The sequence below is a fragment of the Escherichia sp. E13S3 genome (assembly GCF_004212325.1).
Lineage (GTDB): Bacteria > Pseudomonadota > Gammaproteobacteria > Enterobacterales > Enterobacteriaceae > Escherichia.
In genome coordinates, this window is sequence record NZ_RHJR01000015.1 from 150,295 (window position 1) to 172,303 (window position 22,009).

Annotated in this window: 20 protein-coding genes; 14 read left to right on the top strand and 6 right to left on the bottom strand. The window is 50.4% G+C overall.

Annotated features, from left to right (window positions below; translation table 11 throughout):
* Positions 1-91 precede the first annotated feature (91 nt).
* Complete coding sequence (gene tig / locus D9597_RS15270; RefSeq protein ID WP_001198386.1) at positions 92-1,390, bottom strand: trigger factor; 1,299 nt, start codon at positions 1,388-1,390, stop codon at positions 92-94.
* A 343-nt stretch (positions 1,391-1,733) separates the two neighbouring features.
* A complete protein-coding gene (gene bolA, locus D9597_RS15275) occupies positions 1,734-2,051 on the bottom strand; it encodes a transcriptional regulator BolA (RefSeq protein WP_130215453.1) in 318 nt (105 codons plus the stop codon).
* A gap of 305 nt (positions 2,052-2,356) precedes the next feature.
* On the opposite strand from bolA, the gene D9597_RS15280 reads away from it, so the two are divergent.
* The 7 genes from D9597_RS15280 (at position 2,357) to cyoE (ending at position 9,710) form a co-directional block, all read left to right on the top strand.
* Positions 2,357-2,935 (top strand): lipoprotein, encoded by a 579-nt coding sequence (locus D9597_RS15280; protein ID WP_130206262.1) that lies wholly within the window; start codon positions 2,357-2,359, stop codon positions 2,933-2,935.
* A 43-nt stretch (positions 2,936-2,978) separates the two neighbouring features.
* On the top strand, positions 2,979-4,454 hold the full coding sequence (ampG, locus tag D9597_RS15285; protein WP_130223225.1) for a muropeptide MFS transporter AmpG: 1,476 nt from the start codon (positions 2,979-2,981) through the stop codon (positions 4,452-4,454).
* A 460-nt stretch (positions 4,455-4,914) separates the two neighbouring features.
* Positions 4,915-5,862, top strand: coding sequence for a cytochrome o ubiquinol oxidase subunit II (cyoA, locus tag D9597_RS15290; RefSeq protein WP_001239440.1), 948 nt, complete (start codon positions 4,915-4,917; stop codon positions 5,860-5,862).
* Positions 5,863-5,883: 21 nt separating this feature from the next.
* Positions 5,884-7,875 (top strand): cytochrome o ubiquinol oxidase subunit I, encoded by a 1,992-nt coding sequence (gene cyoB / locus D9597_RS15295; protein WP_130215449.1) that lies wholly within the window; start codon positions 5,884-5,886, stop codon positions 7,873-7,875.
* Positions 7,865-8,479: a cytochrome o ubiquinol oxidase subunit III gene (locus tag D9597_RS15300; protein ID WP_000179819.1), complete on the top strand. Its 615-nt coding sequence runs from the start codon at positions 7,865-7,867 to the stop codon at positions 8,477-8,479. Before cyoB ends, D9597_RS15300 begins: the two co-directional genes overlap by 11 nt.
* Positions 8,479-8,808, top strand: a complete 330-nt coding sequence (locus tag D9597_RS15305) for a cytochrome o ubiquinol oxidase subunit IV (protein ID WP_130215447.1) — start codon at positions 8,479-8,481, stop codon at positions 8,806-8,808. Before D9597_RS15300 ends, D9597_RS15305 begins: the two co-directional genes overlap by 1 nt.
* An 11-nt stretch (positions 8,809-8,819) precedes the next feature.
* Positions 8,820-9,710, top strand: coding sequence for a heme o synthase (cyoE, locus tag D9597_RS15310; RefSeq protein WP_130223227.1), 891 nt, complete (start codon positions 8,820-8,822; stop codon positions 9,708-9,710).
* Positions 9,711-9,735: 25 nt separating this feature from the next.
* Here cyoE and D9597_RS15315 read toward each other — a convergent pair whose 3' ends face one another.
* Positions 9,736-10,623: a sel1 repeat family protein gene (locus tag D9597_RS15315; RefSeq protein ID WP_240780431.1), complete on the bottom strand. Its 888-nt coding sequence runs from the start codon at positions 10,621-10,623 to the stop codon at positions 9,736-9,738.
* 61 nt (positions 10,624-10,684) lie between these two features.
* Entirely contained in the window at positions 10,685-12,184 is a 1,500-nt protein-coding gene (locus D9597_RS15320) for an SEL1-like repeat protein (protein WP_130223231.1), read from the bottom strand.
* A gap of 393 nt (positions 12,185-12,577) precedes the next feature.
* On the opposite strand from D9597_RS15320, the gene D9597_RS15325 reads away from it, so the two are divergent.
* Positions 12,578-13,942, top strand: coding sequence for an MFS transporter (locus D9597_RS15325; RefSeq protein WP_130223233.1), 1,365 nt, complete (start codon positions 12,578-12,580; stop codon positions 13,940-13,942).
* Between the two features lie 127 nt (positions 13,943-14,069).
* On the opposite strand, the gene yajQ is transcribed toward D9597_RS15325, so the two are convergent.
* On the bottom strand, positions 14,070-14,561 hold the full coding sequence (gene yajQ, locus D9597_RS15330; protein ID WP_001138904.1) for a nucleotide binding protein YajQ: 492 nt from the start codon (positions 14,559-14,561) through the stop codon (positions 14,070-14,072).
* Between the two features lie 167 nt (positions 14,562-14,728).
* Between yajQ and panE the strand changes: the two genes are divergently transcribed.
* Both panE and yajL read left to right on the top strand, forming a co-directional pair.
* Positions 14,729-15,640 carry a 2-dehydropantoate 2-reductase gene (gene panE, locus D9597_RS15335; protein ID WP_000705865.1) on the top strand — a complete coding sequence of 304 codons (912 nt, stop codon included), beginning with the start codon at positions 14,729-14,731 and terminating at the stop codon, positions 15,638-15,640.
* Positions 15,603-16,193 (top strand): protein deglycase YajL, encoded by a 591-nt coding sequence (yajL, locus tag D9597_RS15340; RefSeq protein ID WP_001276309.1) that lies wholly within the window; start codon positions 15,603-15,605, stop codon positions 16,191-16,193. The genes panE and yajL overlap by 38 nt, the downstream gene beginning before the upstream one ends.
* 53 nt (positions 16,194-16,246) lie before the next feature.
* Here the strand turns inward: yajL and thiI are convergent, their stop codons facing one another.
* Positions 16,247-17,695: a tRNA uracil 4-sulfurtransferase ThiI gene (gene thiI, locus D9597_RS15345; RefSeq protein WP_000668685.1), complete on the bottom strand. Its 1,449-nt coding sequence runs from the start codon at positions 17,693-17,695 to the stop codon at positions 16,247-16,249.
* Positions 17,696-17,900: 205 nt separating this feature from the next.
* Here thiI and xseB point away from each other — a divergent pair, with 205 nt between their 5' ends.
* From xseB to yajO, 4 genes are read left to right on the top strand one after another with little or no spacing between them, the layout of a single operon-like run.
* Positions 17,901-18,143 carry an exodeoxyribonuclease VII small subunit gene (gene xseB / locus D9597_RS15350; RefSeq protein WP_001124935.1) on the top strand — a complete coding sequence of 81 codons (243 nt, stop codon included), beginning with the start codon at positions 17,901-17,903 and terminating at the stop codon, positions 18,141-18,143.
* Positions 18,143-19,042: a (2E,6E)-farnesyl diphosphate synthase gene (gene ispA / locus D9597_RS15355; protein ID WP_130215435.1), complete on the top strand. Its 900-nt coding sequence runs from the start codon at positions 18,143-18,145 to the stop codon at positions 19,040-19,042. Before xseB ends, ispA begins: the two co-directional genes overlap by 1 nt.
* Before the next feature lie 24 nt (positions 19,043-19,066).
* Complete coding sequence (dxs, locus tag D9597_RS15360; RefSeq protein WP_130223235.1) at positions 19,067-20,929, top strand: 1-deoxy-D-xylulose-5-phosphate synthase; 1,863 nt, start codon at positions 19,067-19,069, stop codon at positions 20,927-20,929.
* Between the two features lie 54 nt (positions 20,930-20,983).
* The gene (yajO, locus tag D9597_RS15365) at positions 20,984-21,958 is read left to right on the top strand and encodes a 1-deoxyxylulose-5-phosphate synthase YajO (protein ID WP_130223237.1); all 975 of its coding nucleotides are present in this window, start codon (positions 20,984-20,986) and stop codon (positions 21,956-21,958) included.
* Positions 21,959-22,009: the final 51 nt, after the last annotated feature.

A 22,009-nucleotide genomic window follows, 5' to 3' on the forward strand; every position in this document is an offset into this window, starting at 1 on the left:
CACGGTTCCATGCAAAATTCATGACAAAAAAAAGCCCACCACCTGGCGGTGACGGGCCTTTGTGCGAATTTAGCGCGTTATGCTGCGTAAATTACGCCTGCTGGTTCATCAGCTCGTTGAAAGTGGTTTCTTTTTCAGTCACTTTCGCTTTCGCCAGTACAGCTTCTACAGCCTGTTCTTCCAGAGCAACATTGCGCATGTTGTCCATCAGTTCTTTGTTTTTGCTGTAGAACTCGATAACTTCTTTCGGATCTTCGTACGCAGAAGCCATTTCTTCGATCAAGCCTTTCACGCGCTCTTCGTCAGCTTTCAGCTCGTTGGTGCGGATAACTTCGCCCAGCAGCAGGCCAACAACTACGCGGCGTTTAGCCTGCTCTTCGAACAGTTCGCGCGGCAGTTCCAGCGCTTGTTTCTCGTTGCCACCGAAACGCTGTGCAGCCTGACGACGCAGAACGTCGATTTCGCTGTCGATCAGCGCAGCCGGTACGTCGATGTCGTTAGCTTTTACCAGACCTTCGATCGCCTGAGACTTAACGCGGTTACGGATGGCGCTCTTCAGCTCGCGCTCCATGTTTTTACGCACTTCAGCGCGCAGACCTTCTACGGAACCATCTTCAACGCCGAAACGTTTGATGAATTCAGCAGTCAGTTCCGGCAGTTCACGCTCTTCAACTTTCTTCAGGTTGATAGCGAATTTCGCTGCTTTACCCTTCAGGTTTTCTGCGTGGTATTCTTCCGGGAAGGTCACGTCGATGGTGAACTCTTCGCCCGCTTTGTGGCCTTTGATACCGTCTTCAAAGCCCGGGATCATGCGACCCTGACCCATCGCCAGTACGAAATCAGACGCTTTACCGCCTTCGAACTCTTCGCCGTCAACTGAACCGGTGAAGTCGATGGTTACGCGGTCTTCTGCTTCAACAGCGCCGTCTTTTTCTTTCCAGGTCGCCTGCTGTTTACGCAGAGTATCCAGCATGCCGTCAACGTCAGCGTCGGTCACTTCCACGATCGGTTTTTCAACTTCGATCGCTTCCAGACCCTGCAGTTCAACTTCCGGATACACTTCAAACTCTACAGAGTAGGTGAAGTCTTCACCCAGCTTGTATTCGCCCGGAACATAGGTCGGTGCGCCAGCCGGATTGATTTTTTCTTTAATGATGGCGTCAATGAAGTTACGGCTCATCAGGTCGCCCAGAACGTCCTGGCGTACAGACGCGCCATAACGCTGAGCAACGATATTCATTGGCACTTTGCCTTTACGGAAGCCGTCAATACGTACTTTTTTCGCAACGTTGACCAGCTCGCTTTTAACAGCGGTTTCGATGCTGTCAGCAGCGATAGTAATCGTTACACGGCGGCCAAGGCCTTGAGTGGTTTCAACTGAAACTTGCATCTTGTTACCTCAAAAAATCACAGTGCTCGGTCAACTCTTACCCCGCAAGCACAGGTTGTTGGCTTCGCGGTACCGGGATGTTCTTATAATCAATCACATTCCCTGTTACCAGAATCATCCCGAAAGCATTCAAATAGGACGCGGCATTATAGCGGCATCACTTTTATGAGTCGAGAACGGTTATTGCGCGCTACCGCGTATTTTTTCACAATCCCCGGGGAATTTTCGTCTGAATGCTGGGCAAAAAGCACAAAATCCAGACAAAACAAAACGGCCCGCAGGCCGTTTTTCATAAAATCTTTAGCAACATACTGGAAAAGCGCTGACGGTTGCAAATGCGTTTTTACGCGATGCTTCCTGCTCCACGACAGGGAGGAGAGGCAAAAATGGTATCCTGCAACCCTTCCCATTCCTTAATAGTGTAAGTATGCAGAGCCAGCGCATGAACGGTAGTAGAGAGTTCCTCCGCTAAAGTACTGTAAATCATTCGATGACGATTCAGAAAACGTTCACCCGTAAAACGATCGCTGACCAGCACAACTTTAAAATGGCTTTCAGAGCCGGCTGGGACATTGTGACGATAGCTTTCATCCACAACTTCGAGGAATACGGGTTGGAACGACGCCCTTAATTTTTCTTCTATCCGCTCACGTATCATCATGAAATATCTCCTCCGACAACGCTGAGATGTCACCCATCCCTTTAAATACTAGCCGCTTTTACCGTTACCATTACAGCTTAGCAACAAATATTTAGCTTTCGTCCCAGTTTTTCAGTCAACCGTATGAAGTTTACTGATTTAAAGATTAATTCACAGGCTGCGCACGAGTGATTCTTTTACTCACGGTGATTATTTCGTCAACACGATGAATTTACATGCCTTACCCACTTCCCCTCGTCGTTGGCAATGTTATGATGGCGAGAATTTTTTACCAAACACGCTTACCAGTCTCTGAGAGCCAGAACATGTTCAAAAAAATCCTCTTCCCATTAGTTGCTCTGTTTATGCTTGCAGGATGCGCAACACCACCAACGACGATTGACGTTTCCCCAACGATGACGCTGCCGCAGCAGGATCCAAGCCTGATGGGCGTCACCGTTAGCATTAATGGTGCCGATCAACGTACCGATCAGGCGCTGGCGAAAGTGACCCGCGATAATCAGATTGTCACCCTGACCGCCTCTCGCGATTTGCGTTTCCTGCTGCAAGAAGTGCTGGAAAAACAAATGACCGCGCGTGGTTACATGGTCGGCCCAAATGGTCCGGTTAATCTGCAAATCATCGTTAGCCAACTGTATGCTGACGTGTCCCAGGGTAACGTGCGTTACAACATCGCCACTAAAGCAGATATCGCCATCATCGCCACCGCGCAGAATGGCAACAAGATGACCAAAAACTATCGTGCCAGCTACAACGTTGAAGGCGCTTTTCAGGCTTCCAACAAAAATATCGCCGATGCGGTTAACAGTGTGCTGACCGACACCATTGCTGACATGTCTCAGGACACCAGCATTCACGAATTCATCAAGCAGAACGCGCGTTAATTTCTGCCCTCTGGCCCGGTGCAAACCGGGCCTGTAGACGCCCATGTCCAGTCAATATTTACGTATTTTCCAACAGCCGCGTTCAGCCATTTTGCTGATCCTGGGTTTTGCATCCGGGCTACCGCTAGCCCTGACATCCGGCACGTTACAGGCGTGGATGACCGTTGAGAATATCGATCTTAAAACCATCGGTTTCTTCTCTCTGGTAGGCCAGGCTTATGTATTTAAATTTCTCTGGTCCCCGCTAATGGACCGCTACACCCCACCGTTCCTCGGACGTCGGCGCGGTTGGCTGCTCGCTACACAAACTCTATTGTTACTGTCCATTGCGGCGATGGGTTTTCTCGAACCTGGCACCCAATTACGCTGGATGGCAGCTCTGGCGGTGGTGATCGCTTTTTGCTCCGCCTCCCAGGATATCGTCTTTGATGCCTGGAAAACGGATGTGCTTCCAGCGGAAGAACGCGGCGCAGGTGCAGCAATCAGCGTGCTGGGGTATCGCCTGGGGATGCTGGTATCCGGCGGCCTGGCTTTATGGCTGGCGGATAAATGGCTGGGCTGGCAAGGCATGTACTGGTTGATGGCGGCGCTGCTGATCCCCTGTATTATCGCGACACTGCTTGCACCAGAACCAACCGACACCATTCCTGTACCCAAAACGCTGGAACGAGCCGTTGTAGCACCATTGCGTGATTTCTTTGGCCGCAATAACGCATGGCTGATTCTGCTTTTAATCGTACTGTACAAACTGGGCGATGCTTTCGCCATGAGCCTGACAACCACGTTTTTGATTCGCGGCGTCGGATTTGATGCCGGCGAAGTGGGTGTAGTTAACAAAACGCTCGGTCTACTGGCGACTATCGTCGGCGCATTGTTCGGCGGAATTTTAATGCAGCGCCTGTCATTGTTCCGTGCGCTCATGATTTTCGGCCTTTTACAAGGTGCGTCCAACGCCGGTTACTGGCTACTTTCCGTGACTGATAAGCATCTCTACAGCATGGGCGCGGCTGTCTTTTTCGAAAATCTGTGTGGCGGGATGGGAACATCAGCATTTGTGGCGCTATTAATGACCCTGTGTAATAAGTCATTTTCCGCTACCCAGTTCGCCCTGCTCTCGGCGCTTTCTGCTGTAGGACGGGTTTATGTAGGACCAGTAGCAGGTTGGTTTGTTGAAGCTCACGGCTGGCCGACGTTCTATCTATTCTCTGTTGCCGCCGCCGTACCTGGACTTATTTTGCTGCTGGTTTGCCGCCGCACGCTGGAGTACACATGGGTCAATAACGACTTTATCCCTCGTACCGGGTATCCGGCAGGTTATGCCTTTGCCATGTCGACGCTGGCAACGGGCGTCAGTCTGTTAACCGTGTGGTTACTGCTATTGACGATGGACGCGCTGGATTTGACCCACTTCTCTTTCCTGCCTGCTCTGCTGGAAGTCGGCGTTTTAATCGCCCTGGGCGGAGTCGTGCTTGGTGGTTTGCTGGATTATCTGGCGCTACGAAAAACACATCTGACGTAATCTGTGAATATTATTTAGCTGTAGTAATCACCCGGCGTAATTATTACGGCTAAATAAACATCAGCATCGCTTAATAATATTTGTTTTTTTGTGCGGCTTAGATTTCTAAATTTATTGACGCCATTTATAGATTCTATTTTTCTTACACGATTCAGCTAATGACACTTTATTTCCCCTCACCTGAATTGTCACTTCAATGATAATTATTTGTTAAATAATTGTTTTATTTTGAGATTGGTTATACCAATTGCCCTGCCACCCCCCTTCCGCGCGCCCCTTTCGTTATAACGCCCTTTTGCAACAGCTTCTTAAAACCAACTTGATATGTTTTGCAACATATGTGACCTGACAGCCAAATCCAAGTAACAGGAATTTAATCATGTTTACAGTAATGTAACCTTCCCGTAAAATGCCCACACACTTTAAACGCCACCAGATCCCGTGGAATTGAGGTCGTTAAATGAGACTCAGGAAATACAATAAAAGTTTGGGATGGTTGTCATTATTTGCAGGCACTGTATTGCTCAGTGGTTGTAATTCTGCGCTGTTAGATCCCAAAGGACAGATTGGTCTGGAGCAACGTTCACTGATACTGACGGCATTTGGCCTGATGTTGATTGTCGTTATTCCCGCAATCTTGATGGCTGTTGGTTTCGCCTGGAAGTACCGTGCGAGCAATAAAGATGCTAAGTACAGCCCGAACTGGTCACACTCCAATAAAGTGGAAGCTGTGGTCTGGACGGTACCTATCTTAATCATCATCTTCCTTGCGGTACTGACCTGGAAAACTACTCACGCTCTTGAGCCTAGCAAGCCGCTGGCGCATGACGAGAAGCCCATTACCATCGAAGTGGTTTCCATGGACTGGAAATGGTTCTTCATCTACCCGGAACAGGGAATTGCTACCGTGAATGAAATCGCTTTCCCGGCGAACACTCCGGTGTACTTCAAAGTGACCTCCAACTCCGTGATGAACTCCTTCTTCATTCCGCGTCTGGGTAGCCAGATTTATGCCATGGCCGGTATGCAGACTCGCCTGCATCTGATCGCCAACGAACCCGGTACTTATGACGGTATCTCCGCCAGCTACAGCGGTCCGGGCTTCTCAGGCATGAAGTTCAAAGCTATCGCAACGCCGGATCGCGCCGAATTCGACCAGTGGGTCGCAAAAGCGAAACAGTCGCCGAACAGCATGTCTGACATGGCAGCGTTCGAAAAACTGGCCGCGCCTAGCGAATACAACCAGGTGGAATATTTCTCCAACGTGAAACCAGACTTGTTTGCCGATGTGATTAATAAGTTTATGGCTCACGGTAAGAGCATGGACATGACCCAGCCAGAAGGTGAGCACAGCGCACACGAAGGTATGGAAGGCATGGACATGAGCCACGCGGAATCCGCCCATTAAAGGGGTTGAGGAAGAATAAAGATGTTCGGAAAATTATCACTTGATGCAGTCCCGTACCATGAACCTATCGTCATGGTTACGATCGCTGGCATTATTTTGGGAGGTCTGGCGCTCGTTGGCCTGATCACTTACTTCGGTAAGTGGACCTACCTGTGGAAAGAGTGGCTGACCTCCGTCGACCATAAACGCCTCGGTATCATGTATATCATCGTGGCGATTGTGATGTTGCTGCGTGGTTTTGCTGACGCCATTATGATGCGTAGCCAGCAGGCCCTTGCCTCGGCGGGCGAAGCGGGCTTCCTTCCGCCTCACCACTACGATCAGATCTTCACCGCGCACGGCGTGATTATGATCTTCTTCGTGGCGATGCCTTTCGTTATCGGTCTGATGAACCTGGTGGTTCCGCTGCAGATCGGCGCGCGTGACGTTGCGTTCCCGTTCCTCAACAACTTAAGCTTCTGGTTTACCGTTGTTGGTGTGATTCTGGTTAACGTTTCTCTCGGCGTGGGCGAATTTGCGCAGACCGGCTGGCTGGCCTATCCACCACTATCGGGAATAGAGTACAGTCCGGGAGTCGGTGTCGATTACTGGATATGGAGTCTCCAGCTATCCGGTATAGGTACGACGCTAACCGGTATCAACTTCTTCGTTACCATTCTGAAGATGCGTGCACCGGGCATGACCATGTTTAAGATGCCGGTATTTACCTGGGCATCACTGTGCGCAAACATTCTGATTATTGCTTCCTTCCCAATTCTGACGGTTACCGTCGCGTTGTTGACCCTGGATCGCTATCTGGGCACCCATTTCTTTACCAACGATATGGGTGGCAACATGATGATGTACATCAACCTGATTTGGGCCTGGGGCCACCCGGAAGTTTACATCCTGATCCTGCCTGTTTTCGGTGTGTTCTCCGAAATTGCGGCAACCTTCTCGCGTAAACGCCTGTTTGGTTATACCTCGCTGGTATGGGCAACCGTCTGTATCACCGTGCTGTCGTTCATCGTCTGGCTGCACCACTTCTTTACGATGGGTGCGGGCGCGAACGTAAACGCCTTCTTTGGTATCACCACCATGATTATCGCCATCCCGACCGGGGTGAAGATCTTCAACTGGCTGTTCACCATGTATCAGGGCCGCATCGTGTTCCATTCTGCGATGCTGTGGACCATCGGCTTTATCGTCACCTTCTCGGTGGGCGGTATGACTGGTGTGCTGCTGGCAGTACCGGGCGCGGACTTCGTTCTGCATAACAGCCTGTTCCTGATTGCGCACTTCCATAACGTTATCATCGGCGGCGTGGTCTTCGGCTGCTTCGCAGGGATGACCTACTGGTGGCCTAAAGCGTTCGGTTTCAAACTGAACGAAACCTGGGGTAAACGCGCGTTCTGGTTCTGGATCATCGGCTTCTTCGTTGCCTTTATGCCGCTGTATGCGCTGGGCTTCATGGGTATGACTCGTCGCTTGAGCCAGCAGATTGACCCGCAGTTCCACACCATGCTGATGATTGCAGCCAGCGGTGCGGTACTGATTGCGCTGGGTATCCTCTGCCTCGTTATTCAGATGTACGTTTCCATTCGCGACCGCGACCAGAACCGTGACCTGACTGGCGACCCGTGGGGTGGCCGTACGCTGGAGTGGGCAACCTCTTCCCCGCCTCCGTTCTATAACTTTGCCATTGTGCCGCACGTTCACGAGCGTGATGCATTCTGGGAAATGAAAGAGAAAGGCGAAGCGTACAAAAAGCCTGACCACTATGAAGAAATTCATATGCCGAAAAATAGCGGCGCCGGTATCGTCATTGCAGCTTTCTCCACCATCTTCGGTTTCGCCATGATCTGGCATATCTGGTGGCTGGCGATTGTTGGCTTCGCAGGCATGATCATCACCTGGATCGTGAAAAGCTTCGACGAGGACGTGGATTACTACGTGCCGGTGGCAGAAATCGAAAAACTGGAAAACCAGCATTTCGATGAGATTACTAAGGCAGGGCTGAAAAATGGCAACTGATACTTTGACGCACGCGACTGCCCACGCGCACGAACACGGGCACCACGATGCAGGCGGAACCAAAATCTTCGGATTCTGGATCTACCTGATGAGCGACTGCATTCTGTTCTCCATCTTGTTTGCTACCTATGCCGTTCTGGTGAACGGCACCGCAGGCGGCCCGACAGGTAAGGACATTTTCGAACTGCCGTTCGTTCTGGTTGAAACTTTCTTGCTGTTGTTCAGCTCCATCACCTACGGCATGGCGGCTATCGCCATGTACAAAAACAACAAAAGCCAGGTTATCTCCTGGCTGGCGTTGACCTGGTTGTTTGGTGCCGGATTTATCGGGATGGAAATCTATGAATTCCATCACCTGATTGTTAACGGCATGGGTCCGGATCGCAGCGGCTTCCTGTCAGCGTTCTTTGCGCTGGTCGGCACGCACGGTCTGCACGTCACTTCCGGTCTTATCTGGATGGCGGTGCTGATGGTGCAAATCGCCCGTCGCGGCCTGACCAGCACTAACCGTACCCGCATCATGTGCCTGAGCCTGTTCTGGCACTTCCTGGATGTGGTTTGGATCTGTGTGTTCACTGTTGTTTATCTGATGGGGGCGATGTAATGAGTCATTCTAACGAACATAGCGGCGCATCCCATGGCAGCGTAAAAACCTACATGACAGGCTTTATCCTGTCGGTAATCCTGACGGTGATCCCGTTCTGGATGGTAATGACAGGTTCTGCCTCTCCGGCCGTAATTCTGGGAACAATCCTGGCAATGGCAGTGGTACAGGTTCTGGTGCATCTGGTGTGCTTCCTGCACATGAATACCAAATCAGATGAAGGCTGGAACATGACGGCGTTTGTCTTCACCGTGCTAATCATCGCTATCCTGGTTGTAGGCTCCATCTGGATTATGTGGAACCTCAACTACAACATGATGATGCACTAAGAGCGGCGGTTATGATGTTTAAGCAATACCTGCAAGTAACGAAACCAGGCATCATCTTTGGCAACCTGATCTCGGTGATTGGGGGATTCCTGCTGGCCTCAAAGGGCAGCATTGATTATCCCCTGTTTATCTACACGCTGGTTGGGGTGTCACTGGTTGTGGCGTCGGGTTGTGTGTTTAACAACTACATCGACAGGGATATCGACAGAAAGATGGAAAGGACGAAGAATCGGGTGCTGGTTAAAGGCCTGATCTCTCCTGCTGTCTCGCTGGTGTACGCCACCTTGCTGGGTATTGCTGGCTTTATGCTGCTGTGGTTTGGCGCGAATCCGCTGGCCTGCTGGCTGGGGGTGATGGGCTTTGTGGTTTATGTCGGCGTTTATAGCCTGTACATGAAACGCCACTCGGTCTACGGCACATTGATTGGTTCTCTCTCCGGCGCAGCGCCGCCGGTGATCGGCTACTGTGCAGTAACCGGCGAGTTCGATAGCGGCGCAGCGATCCTGCTGGCTATCTTCAGCCTGTGGCAGATGCCTCACTCCTATGCCATCGCCATTTTCCGCTTTAAGGATTATCAGGCGGCGAACATTCCGGTACTGCCAGTGGTAAAAGGCATTTCGGTGGCGAAGAATCACATCACGCTGTATATCATCGCCTTTGCCGTTGCCACACTGATGCTCTCTCTTGGCGGTTACGCTGGATATAAATATCTGGTGGTCGCCGCAGCGGTGAGCGTCTGGTGGTTAGGTATGGCCCTGCGCGGTTATAAAGTTGCTGATGACAGAATCTGGGCGCGCAAGCTGTTCGGCTTCTCTATCATCGCCATCACTGCCCTCTCGGTAATGATGTCCATTGATTTTATGGTGCCGGACTCGCATACGCTGCTGGCGTCTGTTTGGTAAATCTTATCGTCATCAAAAAACCCGCTTACTCTGGCGGGTTTTTTATTGCCCCCACTTTTAGCAGATCCACTTCTTTACCCTTTATCGTTGCCGTTGCGGCAATAATGCGAGTCTTCACCTGTGAACACATTTTCGACTCAAAATCGGATCTATAAAGAAGGAGCAATGAATTGCTGCTAAACGAACCGATTATGTAATCAGTAAAGTTAATATTCAGCCGGTTTAAGCCGAAAGGCTCGAAACCAACCGTTTGGATAATTTCTTTACCAGCCGGACTCTTGATGTTGTACGTAACACGAAGATTGGCCACTTCGCCTAATTTATTGGTTTCGGCAAAGAGGCTGTCCTTACAGGAAAAGCTCTCATCTAAAAAATTATCCCGCATTCCAGAACGGGTAATCGTGATCACAGGTAACGTATCGTCAACGGTTTTTCTGTCAATCATGTCTTTTCGACAGGCGGCCATAAAGTCTTCCGGACCACCATAAATGTGGACACCCTTATCAAGATATTCCTTCGCTTTCTTACAATCTACCTCGACATACTGACCATTGGCGTACATCATGCCCAACCTGGACCAGGCTAAATTCACACCGCGTTGCGTAGCCTGATTAAATAACGCATACGCTTTGGCATAATCCACCCGTATAAGTGTACCGGAATAGTAAATATCTCCCAGTGCCAGCAAAGCATCTCCATGACCTTGCCTGGCGGCTAACTCGAACCATTTAATCGCTTCCTGCACGTTGGGTTTCGTATCATAGCGGGGCTGATAATATTCCCAGCCTAACAGGCTCTGCGCGTCGACATCCCCCGATTCAGCCATTTTATGCAGTGTACTTATAACATCGGGCGCAGGTTTACCATCGTATATGCTGTCATACAATTCATGCGCTTTCTCACTTGCCACCACGCCTGGTCAAACTATCAGCATTAAAGAAAATAATATTCTTTTAGGCAACATAAAATATCCCTTATTTATCTTGTACCTGAATATGCGCTTCTTTTAATAAATCACGTTGTTTTCCATTCAGTATCGCCGTCGCAGCTTTAACAGAATAAGTCAAATCATGAAAATCGCATAAATTACGATTATACATTGGGATGTCTATATAGCTTTTTCTTATATGACTGGAATTATTATACATATCCACACCGAGCGTATTCAAACTAAAAGGAGGGACAGAAAGGGTATATTCTTTACTCATTCCCTCACTCCCCTTTAGCTCAAGCGTCAACTGCAAATTAGTTATACCACTAATTTTATCTGCATTAATTTCAATACTGATATCGCATATTTTTGGTTTTTCATTTGCGTTAAAGCCATAGGTCCCGTAATGTTTTAACGTGAGATAAGGTAAAATATCACCCTGTGTTTCTCGGGTTTTCTGATCTTGATTACAACGGGTTAAATATTCATCCTTATTAAATTTCATTGAATATTTCCCCGCACCTTTTTCGTAATAATCCCATGCCTTATTACAATCAAGCGTTTCACCTAATCCGTTGTAATACATCCAACTTAACCACAATGCGGCTTTTTTTGCCCCTTGCTGTTCAGCCTTGTCAAAAAGCACGCTCGCTTTATAATAATCAACCTCACCGGTCAACCCAGAATAGTAAATATTCCCCAGGGCCACTAATGCTTTTTCGTCATTCTTATTTGCAGCTAATTCGTACCATTTTTTGGCTTCGACAGCATCAATTTTTAAACCAGCACTGCCATTTTCGTAGGCATCGCCCATGGTATACTGCGCCATCGGATAACCTTTTTCTGCCGCAGTGCGAAACCATTGCAGTGCTTTCTTTATGGTGTCTAAAGAACGTCTATCATCAGAAGGTGAAAAATCATCGAGATAAAGATTTCCGACAATATAATCCATTTCGGGGTCGTCTTCCTGCGCCCATAGAGTCGCCAGACGCAAAATTTCCGGTTTACTGAAACCAATTCGCCCCCAAAAAAGCAAATCATTCTCGGGTGCCTGACCGACATAACGACTGACAAATTCAATTAAACTCGCCCGTTTCGTTTTGTCTGTCTCGGCCCCAGATTTCAATTCATAGGCCTGATTGATTATTTTATTCATCAAATCAGGCGGAATATTAAGATCGTCAGTTTTCGACTTACTGGCATACATCTGTGCTCGTGTCACATCCAGGGTTATGCCTTTACCATATTGAAAGAAATAAAGTGCATTATAACAACCGTATTCGCCCCCCTGGTTACAGGCTTTCTCATACCACTGAATCGCCTTTGGGATGTCAACAGATACTGTCACTCCGTGTTCATAAACAAATCCCAGTAGCACTAGCGCCTGCGTGTTATTGGTATCAGCTAATTTTTGCAGTTCTTTTAACGCCGTCTGATCTTTATTGACAATACGTTCATACAGTTGATCAATATCTGTTGAAGCATGACAAAAAGAAGCCAGAGATAAACCCAATGATAATAAAATAACTTTACCAGACCACATACATTCCTCCTTGATATATTCAACCACCAAACATCCACCTCATGAATAAATACGCTGCCATAACGGCCCAGGTAATAAGTAAACATTTAAGCTGAAACAGCATAACCAGTGCCTCCAACGCTTCTATTTATTGCGATAAAATAACACCATCCTTTGATAAAAAATTACACGCCCATCAATAAATCCGAAAATAATGTCATTAGTTGCAGGATAAAATCATTTGAACTTTTCATTTGTTATATTTAACGCATGATATATTAATAGCAAGAATATGAGAGAAGCTCATACCTGACGTAAAAATCACTCTCTTATGTAATATTTACTCATTAACACTCTGTTTACCTAACATGCGCTCCGCACTACACTATGTGGGCAATTTTTTAAGAGGTGGTAATGAACGATTATAAAATGACGCCAGGTGAGCGGCGCGCGACCTGGGGTTTAGGGACCGTATTTTCACTGCGCATGCTGGGCATGTTTATGGTACTGCCGGTTCTGACTACGTACGGTATGGCACTGCAAGGCGCCAGCGAAGCATTAATCGGTATTGCCATTGGTATTTATGGTCTGACCCAGGCCGTTTTTCAGATTCCGTTTGGCCTGCTTTCCGACCGTATTGGTCGCAAACCATTAATTGTCGGCGGACTGGCGGTATTTGCTGCCGGTAGCGTTATTGCTGCACTTTCCGACTCCATCTGGGGAATTATTCTGGGCCGGGCGCTACAAGGCTCCGGCGCCATAGCAGCAGCCGTTATGGCGCTGCTTTCCGATCTTACGCGCGAACAAAACCGCACCAAAGCGATGGCGTTTATCGGCGTGAGCTTTGGCATTACCTTCGCCATTGCGATGGTGCTTGGCCCGATCATTACTCACAAACTTGGGCTGCACGCGCTGTTCTGGATGATCGCTATTCTGGCAACGATCGGCATTGCGTTGACCATTTGGGTTGTACCCAACAGCAGCACGCACGTACTTAATCGTGAGTCCGGGATGGTGAAAGGCAGTTTCAGTAAAGTGCTGGCGGAACCACGGCTGCTGAAACTCAACTTCGGCATTATGTGTCTGCACATGCTGCTGATGTCGACGTTTGTTGCCCTGCCAGGGCAACTGGCTGATGCGGGTTTCCCGGCGGCTGAACACTGGAAGGTCTATCTGGCAACGATGTTAATCGCCTTTGGCTCTGTCGTACCTTTCATTATCTACGCTGAAGTTAAGCGTAAAATGAAACAAGTCTTTGTCTTCTGCGTCGGGCTGATCGTGGTTGCGGAAATCGTGTTGTGGAACGCACAAACGCAGTTCTGGCAACTGGTGGTCGGCGTGCAGCTTTTCTTTGTGGCGTTTAATTTGATGGAAGCCCTTCTGCCTTCGCTTATCAGTAAAGAGTCTCCTGCTGGTTACAAAGGTACGGCGATGGGCGTTTACTCCACCAGCCAGTTTCTTGGCGTGGCGATTGGTGGTTCGCTGGGCGGCTGGATTGACGGCATGTTTGACGGTCAGGGCGTATTTCTCGCTGGCGCAATGCTGGCAGCATTGTGGCTGGCAGTCGCCAGTACCATGAAAGAACCACCGTATGTCAGCAGCTTGCGCATTGAAATCCCGGCGGACATTGCCGCAAACGAGGAGTTAAAAGTGCGTTTGCTGGAAACTGAAGGCGTCAAAGAAGTGTTGATTGCAGAAGAAGAACATTCAGCTTACGTGAAAATCGATAGCAAAGTGACGAATCGCTTTGAGGTTGAACAGGCAATTCGTCAGGCATAAAAAACGAGGCGAATTGCCTGCTGCGCTACGCTTACCAGGCCTACAAAGTTCCTGAGTTACAAGCCTTTGTAGGCCGAATTAGGCGTTCATGCCGCATTCGGCATGAACAAAACGCACATTGTCGCGATTAATCGCGGAAGTTTTTGAACTGGAACGGCTGACCGAGATCGCCACCGCGCACCATCGCCATGACAGCCTGCAAATCATCACGAGATTTGCCAGTCACGCGGATCTCATCGCCCTGAATTTGCGCCTGCACTTTCAGTTTGCTGTCTTTGATCATCTTGACGATTTTCTTCTGGGTCGCGCTTTCAATGCCCTGTTTCAGTTTCGCTTCCACAAACCAGGTTTTACCGCTATGAACGATATTTTCCGGTACATCCAGCGAACTGCCTTCAATGCCGCGCTTCAGCAGCTTGGCACGCAGAATATCCAGCAACTGATTGACCTGGAAATCGGACTCGCTCAACACTTTAATGGTTTTGCTGGCGTCGTTCAGCTCAAATGAGGCTTCAACGTTACGGAAGTCAAAACGGGACTCCACTTCGCGGCTCGCGTTATCAACCGCGTTACGTGCTTCCTGAAGATCAACTTCAGAGACAATATCGAAAGATGGCATCTTTTCCTCTCCCTTCATTTTTGATGCGAAGCATAATACCTGCAAAGTTAAATAACCAACAGTCCTGCACCAGGACGTATCCCTTAATTGTGCATAGACGCAACAGCATGCACAATTAAGGGATAGCCTTATTGAACACCCGGAGTGGTTGCGGGTGAGGAGGAACAATGAAAATTACCGTATTGGGATGCGGTGCCTTAGGGCAATTATGGCTTACAGCACTTTGCAAACAGGGTCACGAAGTTCAGGGCTGGCTGCGCGTACCGCAACCTTATTGTAGCGTGAATCTGGTTGAGACTGACGGTTCGATATTTAACGAATCGCTGACCGCTAACGATCCCGATTTTCTGGCCACCAGCGATCTGTTACTGGTGACGCTGAAAGCATGGCAGGTTTCCGATGCCGTCAAAAGCCTCGCGTCCACACTGCCTGTAACCACGCCAATACTGTTAATTCACAACGGCATGGGTACCATCGAAGAGTTGCAAAACATTCAGCAGCCGTTACTGATGGGCACCACCACCCATGCCGCCCGCCGCGACGGCAATGTCATTATTCATGTGGCAAACGGTATCACGCATATTGGTCCGGCACGGCAACAGGATGGCGATTACAGTTATCTGGCGGATATTTTACAAACCGTGTTACCTGACGTTGCCTGGCATAACAATATTCGCGCCGAGCTGTGGCGCAAGCTGGCAGTCAACTGTGTGATTAATCCACTGACCGCCATCTGGAATTGCCCGAATGGTGAATTACGTCATCATCCGCAAGAAATTATGCAGATATGCGAAGAAGTCGCGGCAGTGATCGAACGCGAAGGGCATCATACTTCAGCAGAAGATTTGCGTGATTACGTGATGCAGGTGATTGATGCAACAGCGGAAAATATCTCGTCGATGTTGCAGGATATCCGCGCGCTGCGCCACACCGAAATCGACTATATCAATGGTTTTCTCTTACGCCGCGCCCGCGCGCATGGGATTGCCGTACCGGAAAACACCCGCCTGTTTGAAATGGTAAAAAGAAAGGAGAGTGAATATGAGCGCATCGGCACTGGTTTGCCTCGCCCCTGGTAGTGAAGAGACTGAAGCCGTCACCACTATCGATCTGCTGGTTCGCGGCGGAATCAAAGTCACCACTGCCAGCGTCGCCAGCGATGGTAACCTGGCGATTACCTGCTCGCGCGGCGTGAAGCTGCTGGCGGATGCGCCGCTGGTCGAAGTGGCTGATGGCGAATATGACGTGATCGTGCTGCCTGGTGGCATTAAAGGCGCGGAATGTTTTCGCGATAGCACCCTGCTGGTTGAAACCGTTAAACAGTTCCACCGTTCCGGGCGTATCGTCGCGGCGATTTGCGCCGCGCCAGCCACCGTGCTGGTGCCGCACGATATCTTCCCTATTGGCAATATGACCGGCTTCCCGACGCTGAAAGACAAAATTCCCGCCGAACAATGGCAGGACAAGCGCGTCGTCTGGGATGCACGGGTAAAATTGCTGACCAGCCAGGGGCCGGGTACAGCTATCGACTTTGGTCTGAAAATTATCGACCTGCTGGTTGGGCGCGAGAAAGCCCATGAAGTGGCATCACAACTGGTGATGGCGGCAGGGATTTATAATTATTACGAGTAGTGTCGGATGCGGCAAACGTCGCATCTGACCAGATGCGACGTAAAAACCACAAATTATGGGCGATACACCTTCACATTGTTAAAGCCCTGCTCGCGCAGATAGAGCGCCTGCAGACGGCTCATCACCCCGCGCTCACACCACAGTAGCCAGGTTCTGTTCTGGTCGAGATCGCCAAATTTGGTGCTCAGTTTATAGAACGGCAGAGAAACCACATCAATCCCTTCAACTTTCAGTGGCTTATCTTCCTGTTCATCGATAGAACGGATATCGAGGATCACGTCGTTCGGACCGAAGCCATTGACGGTTTCCACTTCCACCACTTCCTGCTCGGTCTGCTGGGCGATTTCGCGGATATCAACGTTATTCGCTTCCTCAACCACTTTATCGAGAATGCTGAAGTCGAACTTCTCTTCTTCCGCTTCAATCTTCGATTTAACCGCTTTCACCGTCGGGCTTTTGGAGATCACACCGCAATATTCCGGCATCGTGCGGGCAAAGTCTTCGGTGCCAATCTGGCGAGCCAGGTTGATGATGTGCTCTTTGTCGTAAGAGATCAGCGGACGCAGGATCAGCGTATCGGAGACGTTATCAATCAGGCGCAGGTTGGTCAGCGTCTGGCTGGACACCTGGCCCAGTGCTTCGCCGGTGACCAGCGCCTGTACGCCGTAACGTTCAGCCACTTTAGATGCGGCACGCACCATCATACGTTTGAGGATAACGCCCATCTGACCGTCGTCGATTTTCTCGAGAATTTCCCCGACGACCGGTTCGAAATTAATAGCGACAAATCGCACACGGTGGGAGCTGCCAAAGCGGTTCCACAGATAATGTGCCACCTGACGCACGCCAATTTCATGCGCCGCGCCGCCGAGGTTAAAGAAGCAGTAATGCACGCGGCAGCCGCGACGCATCAACATATAGCTGGATACACCGGAGTCGAAACCGCCGGAAATGAGCGACAGTACATCTTCCTGGGTGCCGATCGGGAAACCACCAATACCTTCGTAGCGACCTTTGATCAGCAGCAGACGATCGTCTTCCACTTCCAGATGGACAGTCACTTCCGGATTGGTCAGCTTCACGCGCGCGGATTCAATATGCTGATTTAAACCGCCGCCGACGTAACGTTCCACATCAATCGAGCTAAAATCATGCTTACCGCGGCGCTTCACGCGCACGCAGAAGGTTTTGCCTTCCAACTGATCGCGATACTGAACCAACGCTTTCTCAAAAATATCGTGCATGTCAGTAAACGGCACGTCTTCAACTTCGAGAATATGGTGGATACCCGGAATACGGGTCAGGGCGTCGCGAATGGCCAGACGCTGGTTTTCATCTTTCGCGCGAACTTCGATGTTATCCCAGTGGCGGACGACAGCGAGCGTCTCATCATAGTGCTTTAAAACGTTACGAATGTTCCCGGTAAGGATTTTTATAAAGCGCAAGCGCACAGATTGGCTTTTGATGGTGATTTCCGGGAACAATTTAATGATAAACTTCATGGCGGCAATGGTTCGTTGGCAAGTCTTAAGCGACTTGTATAGGGAAAAATACAGCAGCCCACACCTGCGGCTGCATCCAGGCGCGGAAGTATACCACTAACATCGCTTTGCTGCGCACATCACCTTACCATTGCGCGTTATTTGCTATTTGCCCTGAGTCCGTTACCATGACGGGGCGAAAAATATTGAGAGTCAGACATTCATTATGCCGAAGAAAAATGAGGCGCCCGCCAGCTTTGAAAAGGCGCTGAGCGAGCTGGAACAGATTGTAACCCGTCTGGAAAGTGGCGACCTGCCGCTGGAAGAGGCGCTGAACGAGTTCGAACGCGGCGTGCAGCTGGCACGTCAGGGGCAGGCCAAATTACAACAAGCCGAACAGCGCGTACAAATTCTGCTGTCTGACAACGAAGACGCCTCTCTAACCCCTTTTACACCGGACAATGAGTAATGGACTTTCCGCAGCAACTCGAAGCCTACGTTAAGCAGGCCAACCAGGCGCTGAGCCGTTTTATCGCCCCACTGCCCTTTCAGAACACTCCCGTGGTAGAAACCATGCAGTATGGCGCATTATTAGGTGGTAAGCGCCTGCGACCCTTCCTGGTTTATGCCACCGGTCAAATGCTCGGCGTAAGTCTGAATACTCTGGACGCACCCGCCGCCGCCGTAGAGTGTATCCACGCTTACTCATTAATTCATGATGATTTACCGGCAATGGATGATGACGATCTGCGTCGCGGCTTGCCGACCTGTCACGTGAAGTTTGGCGAAGCAAACGCGATTCTCGCTGGCGACGCTTTACAAACGCTGGCGTTCTCGATTTTAAGCGATGCCGATATGCCGGAAGTGTCGGACCGCGACAGAATTTCGATGATTTCAGAACTGGCAAGCGCCAGCGGTATTGCCGGAATGTGCGGTGGTCAGGCATTAGATTTAGATGCGGAAGGCAAACACGTACCTCTGGACGCACTCGAGCGTATTCATCGTCATAAAACCGGCGCATTGATTCGCGCCGCCGTTCGCCTTGGTGCATTAAGCGCCGGAGATAAAGGGCGTCGTGCTCTGCCAGTACTCGACAAGTACGCAGAGAGCATCGGCCTTGCCTTCCAGGTTCAGGATGACATCCTGGATGTGGTGGGAGATACTGCAACGTTGGGAAAACGCCAGGGTGCCGACCAGCAACTTGGTAAAAGTACCTACCCTGCACTTCTGGGTCTTGAGCAAGCCCGGAAGAAAGCCCGGGATCTAATCGACGATGCCCGTCAGTCGCTGAAACAACTGGCTGAACAGTCACTCGATACCTCGGCACTGGAAGCGCTAGCGGACTACATCATCCAGCGTAATAAATAAACAATAAGTATTAATAGGCCCCTGATGAGTTTTGATATTGCCAAATACCCGACCCTGGCACTGGTCGACTCCACCCAGGAGTTACGACTGTTGCCAAAAGAGAGTTTACCGAAACTCTGCGACGAACTGCGCCGCTATTTACTCGACAGCGTGAGCCGTTCCAGCGGGCACTTCGCCTCCGGGCTGGGCACGGTCGAACTGACCGTGGCGCTGCACTATGTCTACAACACCCCGTTTGACCAATTGATTTGGGATGTGGGGCATCAGGCTTATCCGCATAAAATTTTGACCGGACGCCGCGACAAAATCGGCACCATCCGTCAGAAAGGTGGCCTGCACCCGTTCCCGTGGCGCGGCGAAAGCGAATATGACGTATTAAGCGTCGGGCATTCATCAACCTCCATCAGTGCCGGAATTGGTATTGCGGTTGCTGCCGAGAAAGAAGGCAAAAATCGCCGCACCGTCTGTGTGATTGGCGACGGCGCGATTACCGCTGGCATGGCGTTTGAAGCGATGAACCACGCGGGCGATATCCGTCCCGATATGCTGGTGGTTCTCAACGACAATGAAATGTCGATTTCCGAAAATGTTGGCGCGCTCAACAACCATCTGGCGCAGCTGCTTTCCGGTAAGCTTTACTCTTCACTGCGCGAAGGCGGGAAAAAAGTTTTCTCTGGCGTGCCGCCCATTAAAGAGCTGCTCAAACGCACCGAAGAACATATTAAAGGCATGGTAGTGCCTGGCACATTGTTTGAAGAGCTGGGCTTTAACTACATCGGCCCGGTTGACGGTCACGATGTGCTGGGGCTTATCACCACGCTTAAGAACATGCGCGACCTGAAAGGCCCGCAGTTCCTGCATATCATGACTAAAAAAGGTCGGGGTTATGAACCGGCAGAAAAAGACCCAATCACTTTCCACGCCGTGCCTAAATTTGATCCCTCCAGCGGTTGTTTGCCGAAAAGTAGCGGCGGTTTGCCGAGCTATTCAAAAATCTTTGGCGACTGGTTGTGCGAAACGGCAGCGAAAGATAACAAGCTGATGGCGATTACTCCGGCGATGCGTGAAGGCTCCGGCATGGTCGAGTTTTCACGTAAATTCCCGGATCGCTACTTCGACGTGGCTATTGCCGAGCAACACGCAGTGACCTTTGCTGCGGGTCTGGCGATTGGTGGATACAAACCCATTGTCGCGATTTACTCCACTTTCCTGCAACGCGCCTATGATCAGGTGCTGCATGACGTGGCAATTCAAAAGCTCCCGGTCCTGTTCGCCATCGACCGCGCGGGCATTGTTGGTGCTGACGGTCAAACCCATCAGGGCGCTTTTGATCTCTCTTACCTGCGCTGCATACCGGAAATGGTCATTATGACCCCGAGTGATGAAAACGAATGTCGCCAGATGCTCTATACCGGCTATCACTATAACGATGGCCCGTCCGCGGTGCGCTACCCGCGCGGCAACGCGGTTGGCGTGGAACTGACGCCGCTGGAAAAACTGCCTATTGGCAAAGGCATTGTGAAGCGTCGTGGCGAGAAGCTGGCGATCCTCAACTTTGGTACGCTGATGCCAGAAGCGGCGAAAGTCGCTGAATCGCTGAGCGCTACGCTGGTCGATATGCGTTTTGTGAAACCGCTTGATGAAGCGTTAATTCTGGAAATGGCCGCCAGCCATGAAGCGCTGGTCACCGTAGAAGAAAACGCCATTATGGGCGGCGCAGGCAGCGGAGTGAACGAAGTGCTGATGGCCCATCGTAAACCAGTACCCGTGCTGAACATTGGTCTGCCGGACTTCTTTATTCCGCAAGGAACGCAGGAAGAAATGCGCGCCGAACTCGGCCTCGATGCCGCCGGTATGGAAGCCAAAATCAAGGCCTGGCTGGCATAATCCCTACTCCACTCCTGCTATGCTTAAGAAATTATTCATGGCAGGAGTGGCAGCATGCAATACAACACCTTAGGAAAAACCGACCTTCGCGTTTCCCGACTTTGCCTCGGCTGTATGACCTTTGGCGAGCCAGATCGCGGTAATCACGCATGGACACTGCCGGAAGAGAGCAGCCGTCCCATCATCAAACGCGCGCTGGAAGGCGGCATAAATTTCTTTGATACCGCCAATAGCTATTCCGATGGCAGCAGCGAAGAGATTGTCGGTCGCGCACTGCGGGATTTCGCCCGTCGTGAAGACGTTGTCGTTGCGACCAAAGTGTTCCATCGCGTTGGTGATTTACCGGAAGGATTATCCCGTGCGCAAATATTGCGCTCTATCGACGACAGCCTGCGACGTCTCGGCATGGATTATGTCGATATCCTGCAAATTCATCGCTGGGATTACAACACGCCTATCGAAGAGACGCTGGAAGCCCTGAACGACGTGGTAAAAGCCGGGAAAGCGCGTTATATCGGCGCGTCATCCATGCACGCTTCGCAGTTTGCTCAGGCACTGGAGCTACAAAAACAGCACGGCTGGGCGCAGTTTGTCAGTATGCAGGATCACTACAATCTGATTTATCGTGAAGAAGAGCGCGAGATGCTGCCACTGTGTTATCAGGAGGGGGTGGCGGTCATTCCGTGGAGCCCACTGGCGCGGGGCCGTCTGACACGTCCGTGGGGAGAAACCACTGCACGCCTGGTGTCTGATGAGGTTGGGAAAAATCTCTATAAAGAAAGCGATGAAAATGACGCGCAGATCGCAGAGCGGTTAACGGGCGTCAGTGAAGAACTTGGTGCGACACGAGCACAAGTTGCGTTGGCCTGGTTGTTGAGTAAGCCGGGCATTGCCGCGCCGATTATCGGAACTTCGCGGGAAGAACAGCTTGATGAACTACTGAACGCGGTAGATATCACGTTGAAACCGGAACAGATTGCCGAACTGGAGACACCCTATAAACCGCATCCGATAGTGGGATTTAAATAGGTATGCAGGCCTGATAAGACGCAACAAGCGTCACATCAGGCTCTGGTGCAA

Coding starts and splice junctions, on each gene's coding strand:
- cyoE (WP_130223227.1), top strand. CDS start 8,820: ATGATGTTTAAGCAATACCTGCAAGTAACGAAACCAGGCATCATCTTT.
- dxs (WP_130223235.1), top strand. CDS start 19,067: ATGAGTTTTGATATTGCCAAATACCCGACCCTGGCACTGGTCGACTCC.
- panE (WP_000705865.1), top strand. CDS start 14,729: ATGAAAATTACCGTATTGGGATGCGGTGCCTTAGGGCAATTATGGCTT.
- D9597_RS15280 (WP_130206262.1), top strand. CDS start 2,357: ATGTTCAAAAAAATCCTCTTCCCATTAGTTGCTCTGTTTATGCTTGCA.
- xseB (WP_001124935.1), top strand. CDS start 17,901: ATGCCGAAGAAAAATGAGGCGCCCGCCAGCTTTGAAAAGGCGCTGAGC.
- thiI (WP_000668685.1), bottom strand. CDS start 17,695: ATGAAGTTTATCATTAAATTGTTCCCGGAAATCACCATCAAAAGCCAA.
- bolA (WP_130215453.1), bottom strand. CDS start 2,051: ATGATGATACGTGAGCGGATAGAAGAAAAATTAAGGGCGTCGTTCCAA.
- ispA (WP_130215435.1), top strand. CDS start 18,143: ATGGACTTTCCGCAGCAACTCGAAGCCTACGTTAAGCAGGCCAACCAG.
- D9597_RS15325 (WP_130223233.1), top strand. CDS start 12,578: ATGAACGATTATAAAATGACGCCAGGTGAGCGGCGCGCGACCTGGGGT.
- yajO (WP_130223237.1), top strand. CDS start 20,984: ATGCAATACAACACCTTAGGAAAAACCGACCTTCGCGTTTCCCGACTT.
- ampG (WP_130223225.1), top strand. CDS start 2,979: ATGTCCAGTCAATATTTACGTATTTTCCAACAGCCGCGTTCAGCCATT.
- yajL (WP_001276309.1), top strand. CDS start 15,603: ATGAGCGCATCGGCACTGGTTTGCCTCGCCCCTGGTAGTGAAGAGACT.
- tig (WP_001198386.1), bottom strand. CDS start 1,390: ATGCAAGTTTCAGTTGAAACCACTCAAGGCCTTGGCCGCCGTGTAACG.
- cyoB (WP_130215449.1), top strand. CDS start 5,884: ATGTTCGGAAAATTATCACTTGATGCAGTCCCGTACCATGAACCTATC.
- D9597_RS15320 (WP_130223231.1), bottom strand. CDS start 12,184: ATGTGGTCTGGTAAAGTTATTTTATTATCATTGGGTTTATCTCTGGCT.
- cyoA (WP_001239440.1), top strand. CDS start 4,915: ATGAGACTCAGGAAATACAATAAAAGTTTGGGATGGTTGTCATTATTT.
- D9597_RS15305 (WP_130215447.1), top strand. CDS start 8,479: ATGAGTCATTCTAACGAACATAGCGGCGCATCCCATGGCAGCGTAAAA.
- yajQ (WP_001138904.1), bottom strand. CDS start 14,561: ATGCCATCTTTCGATATTGTCTCTGAAGTTGATCTTCAGGAAGCACGT.
- D9597_RS15300 (WP_000179819.1), top strand. CDS start 7,865: ATGGCAACTGATACTTTGACGCACGCGACTGCCCACGCGCACGAACAC.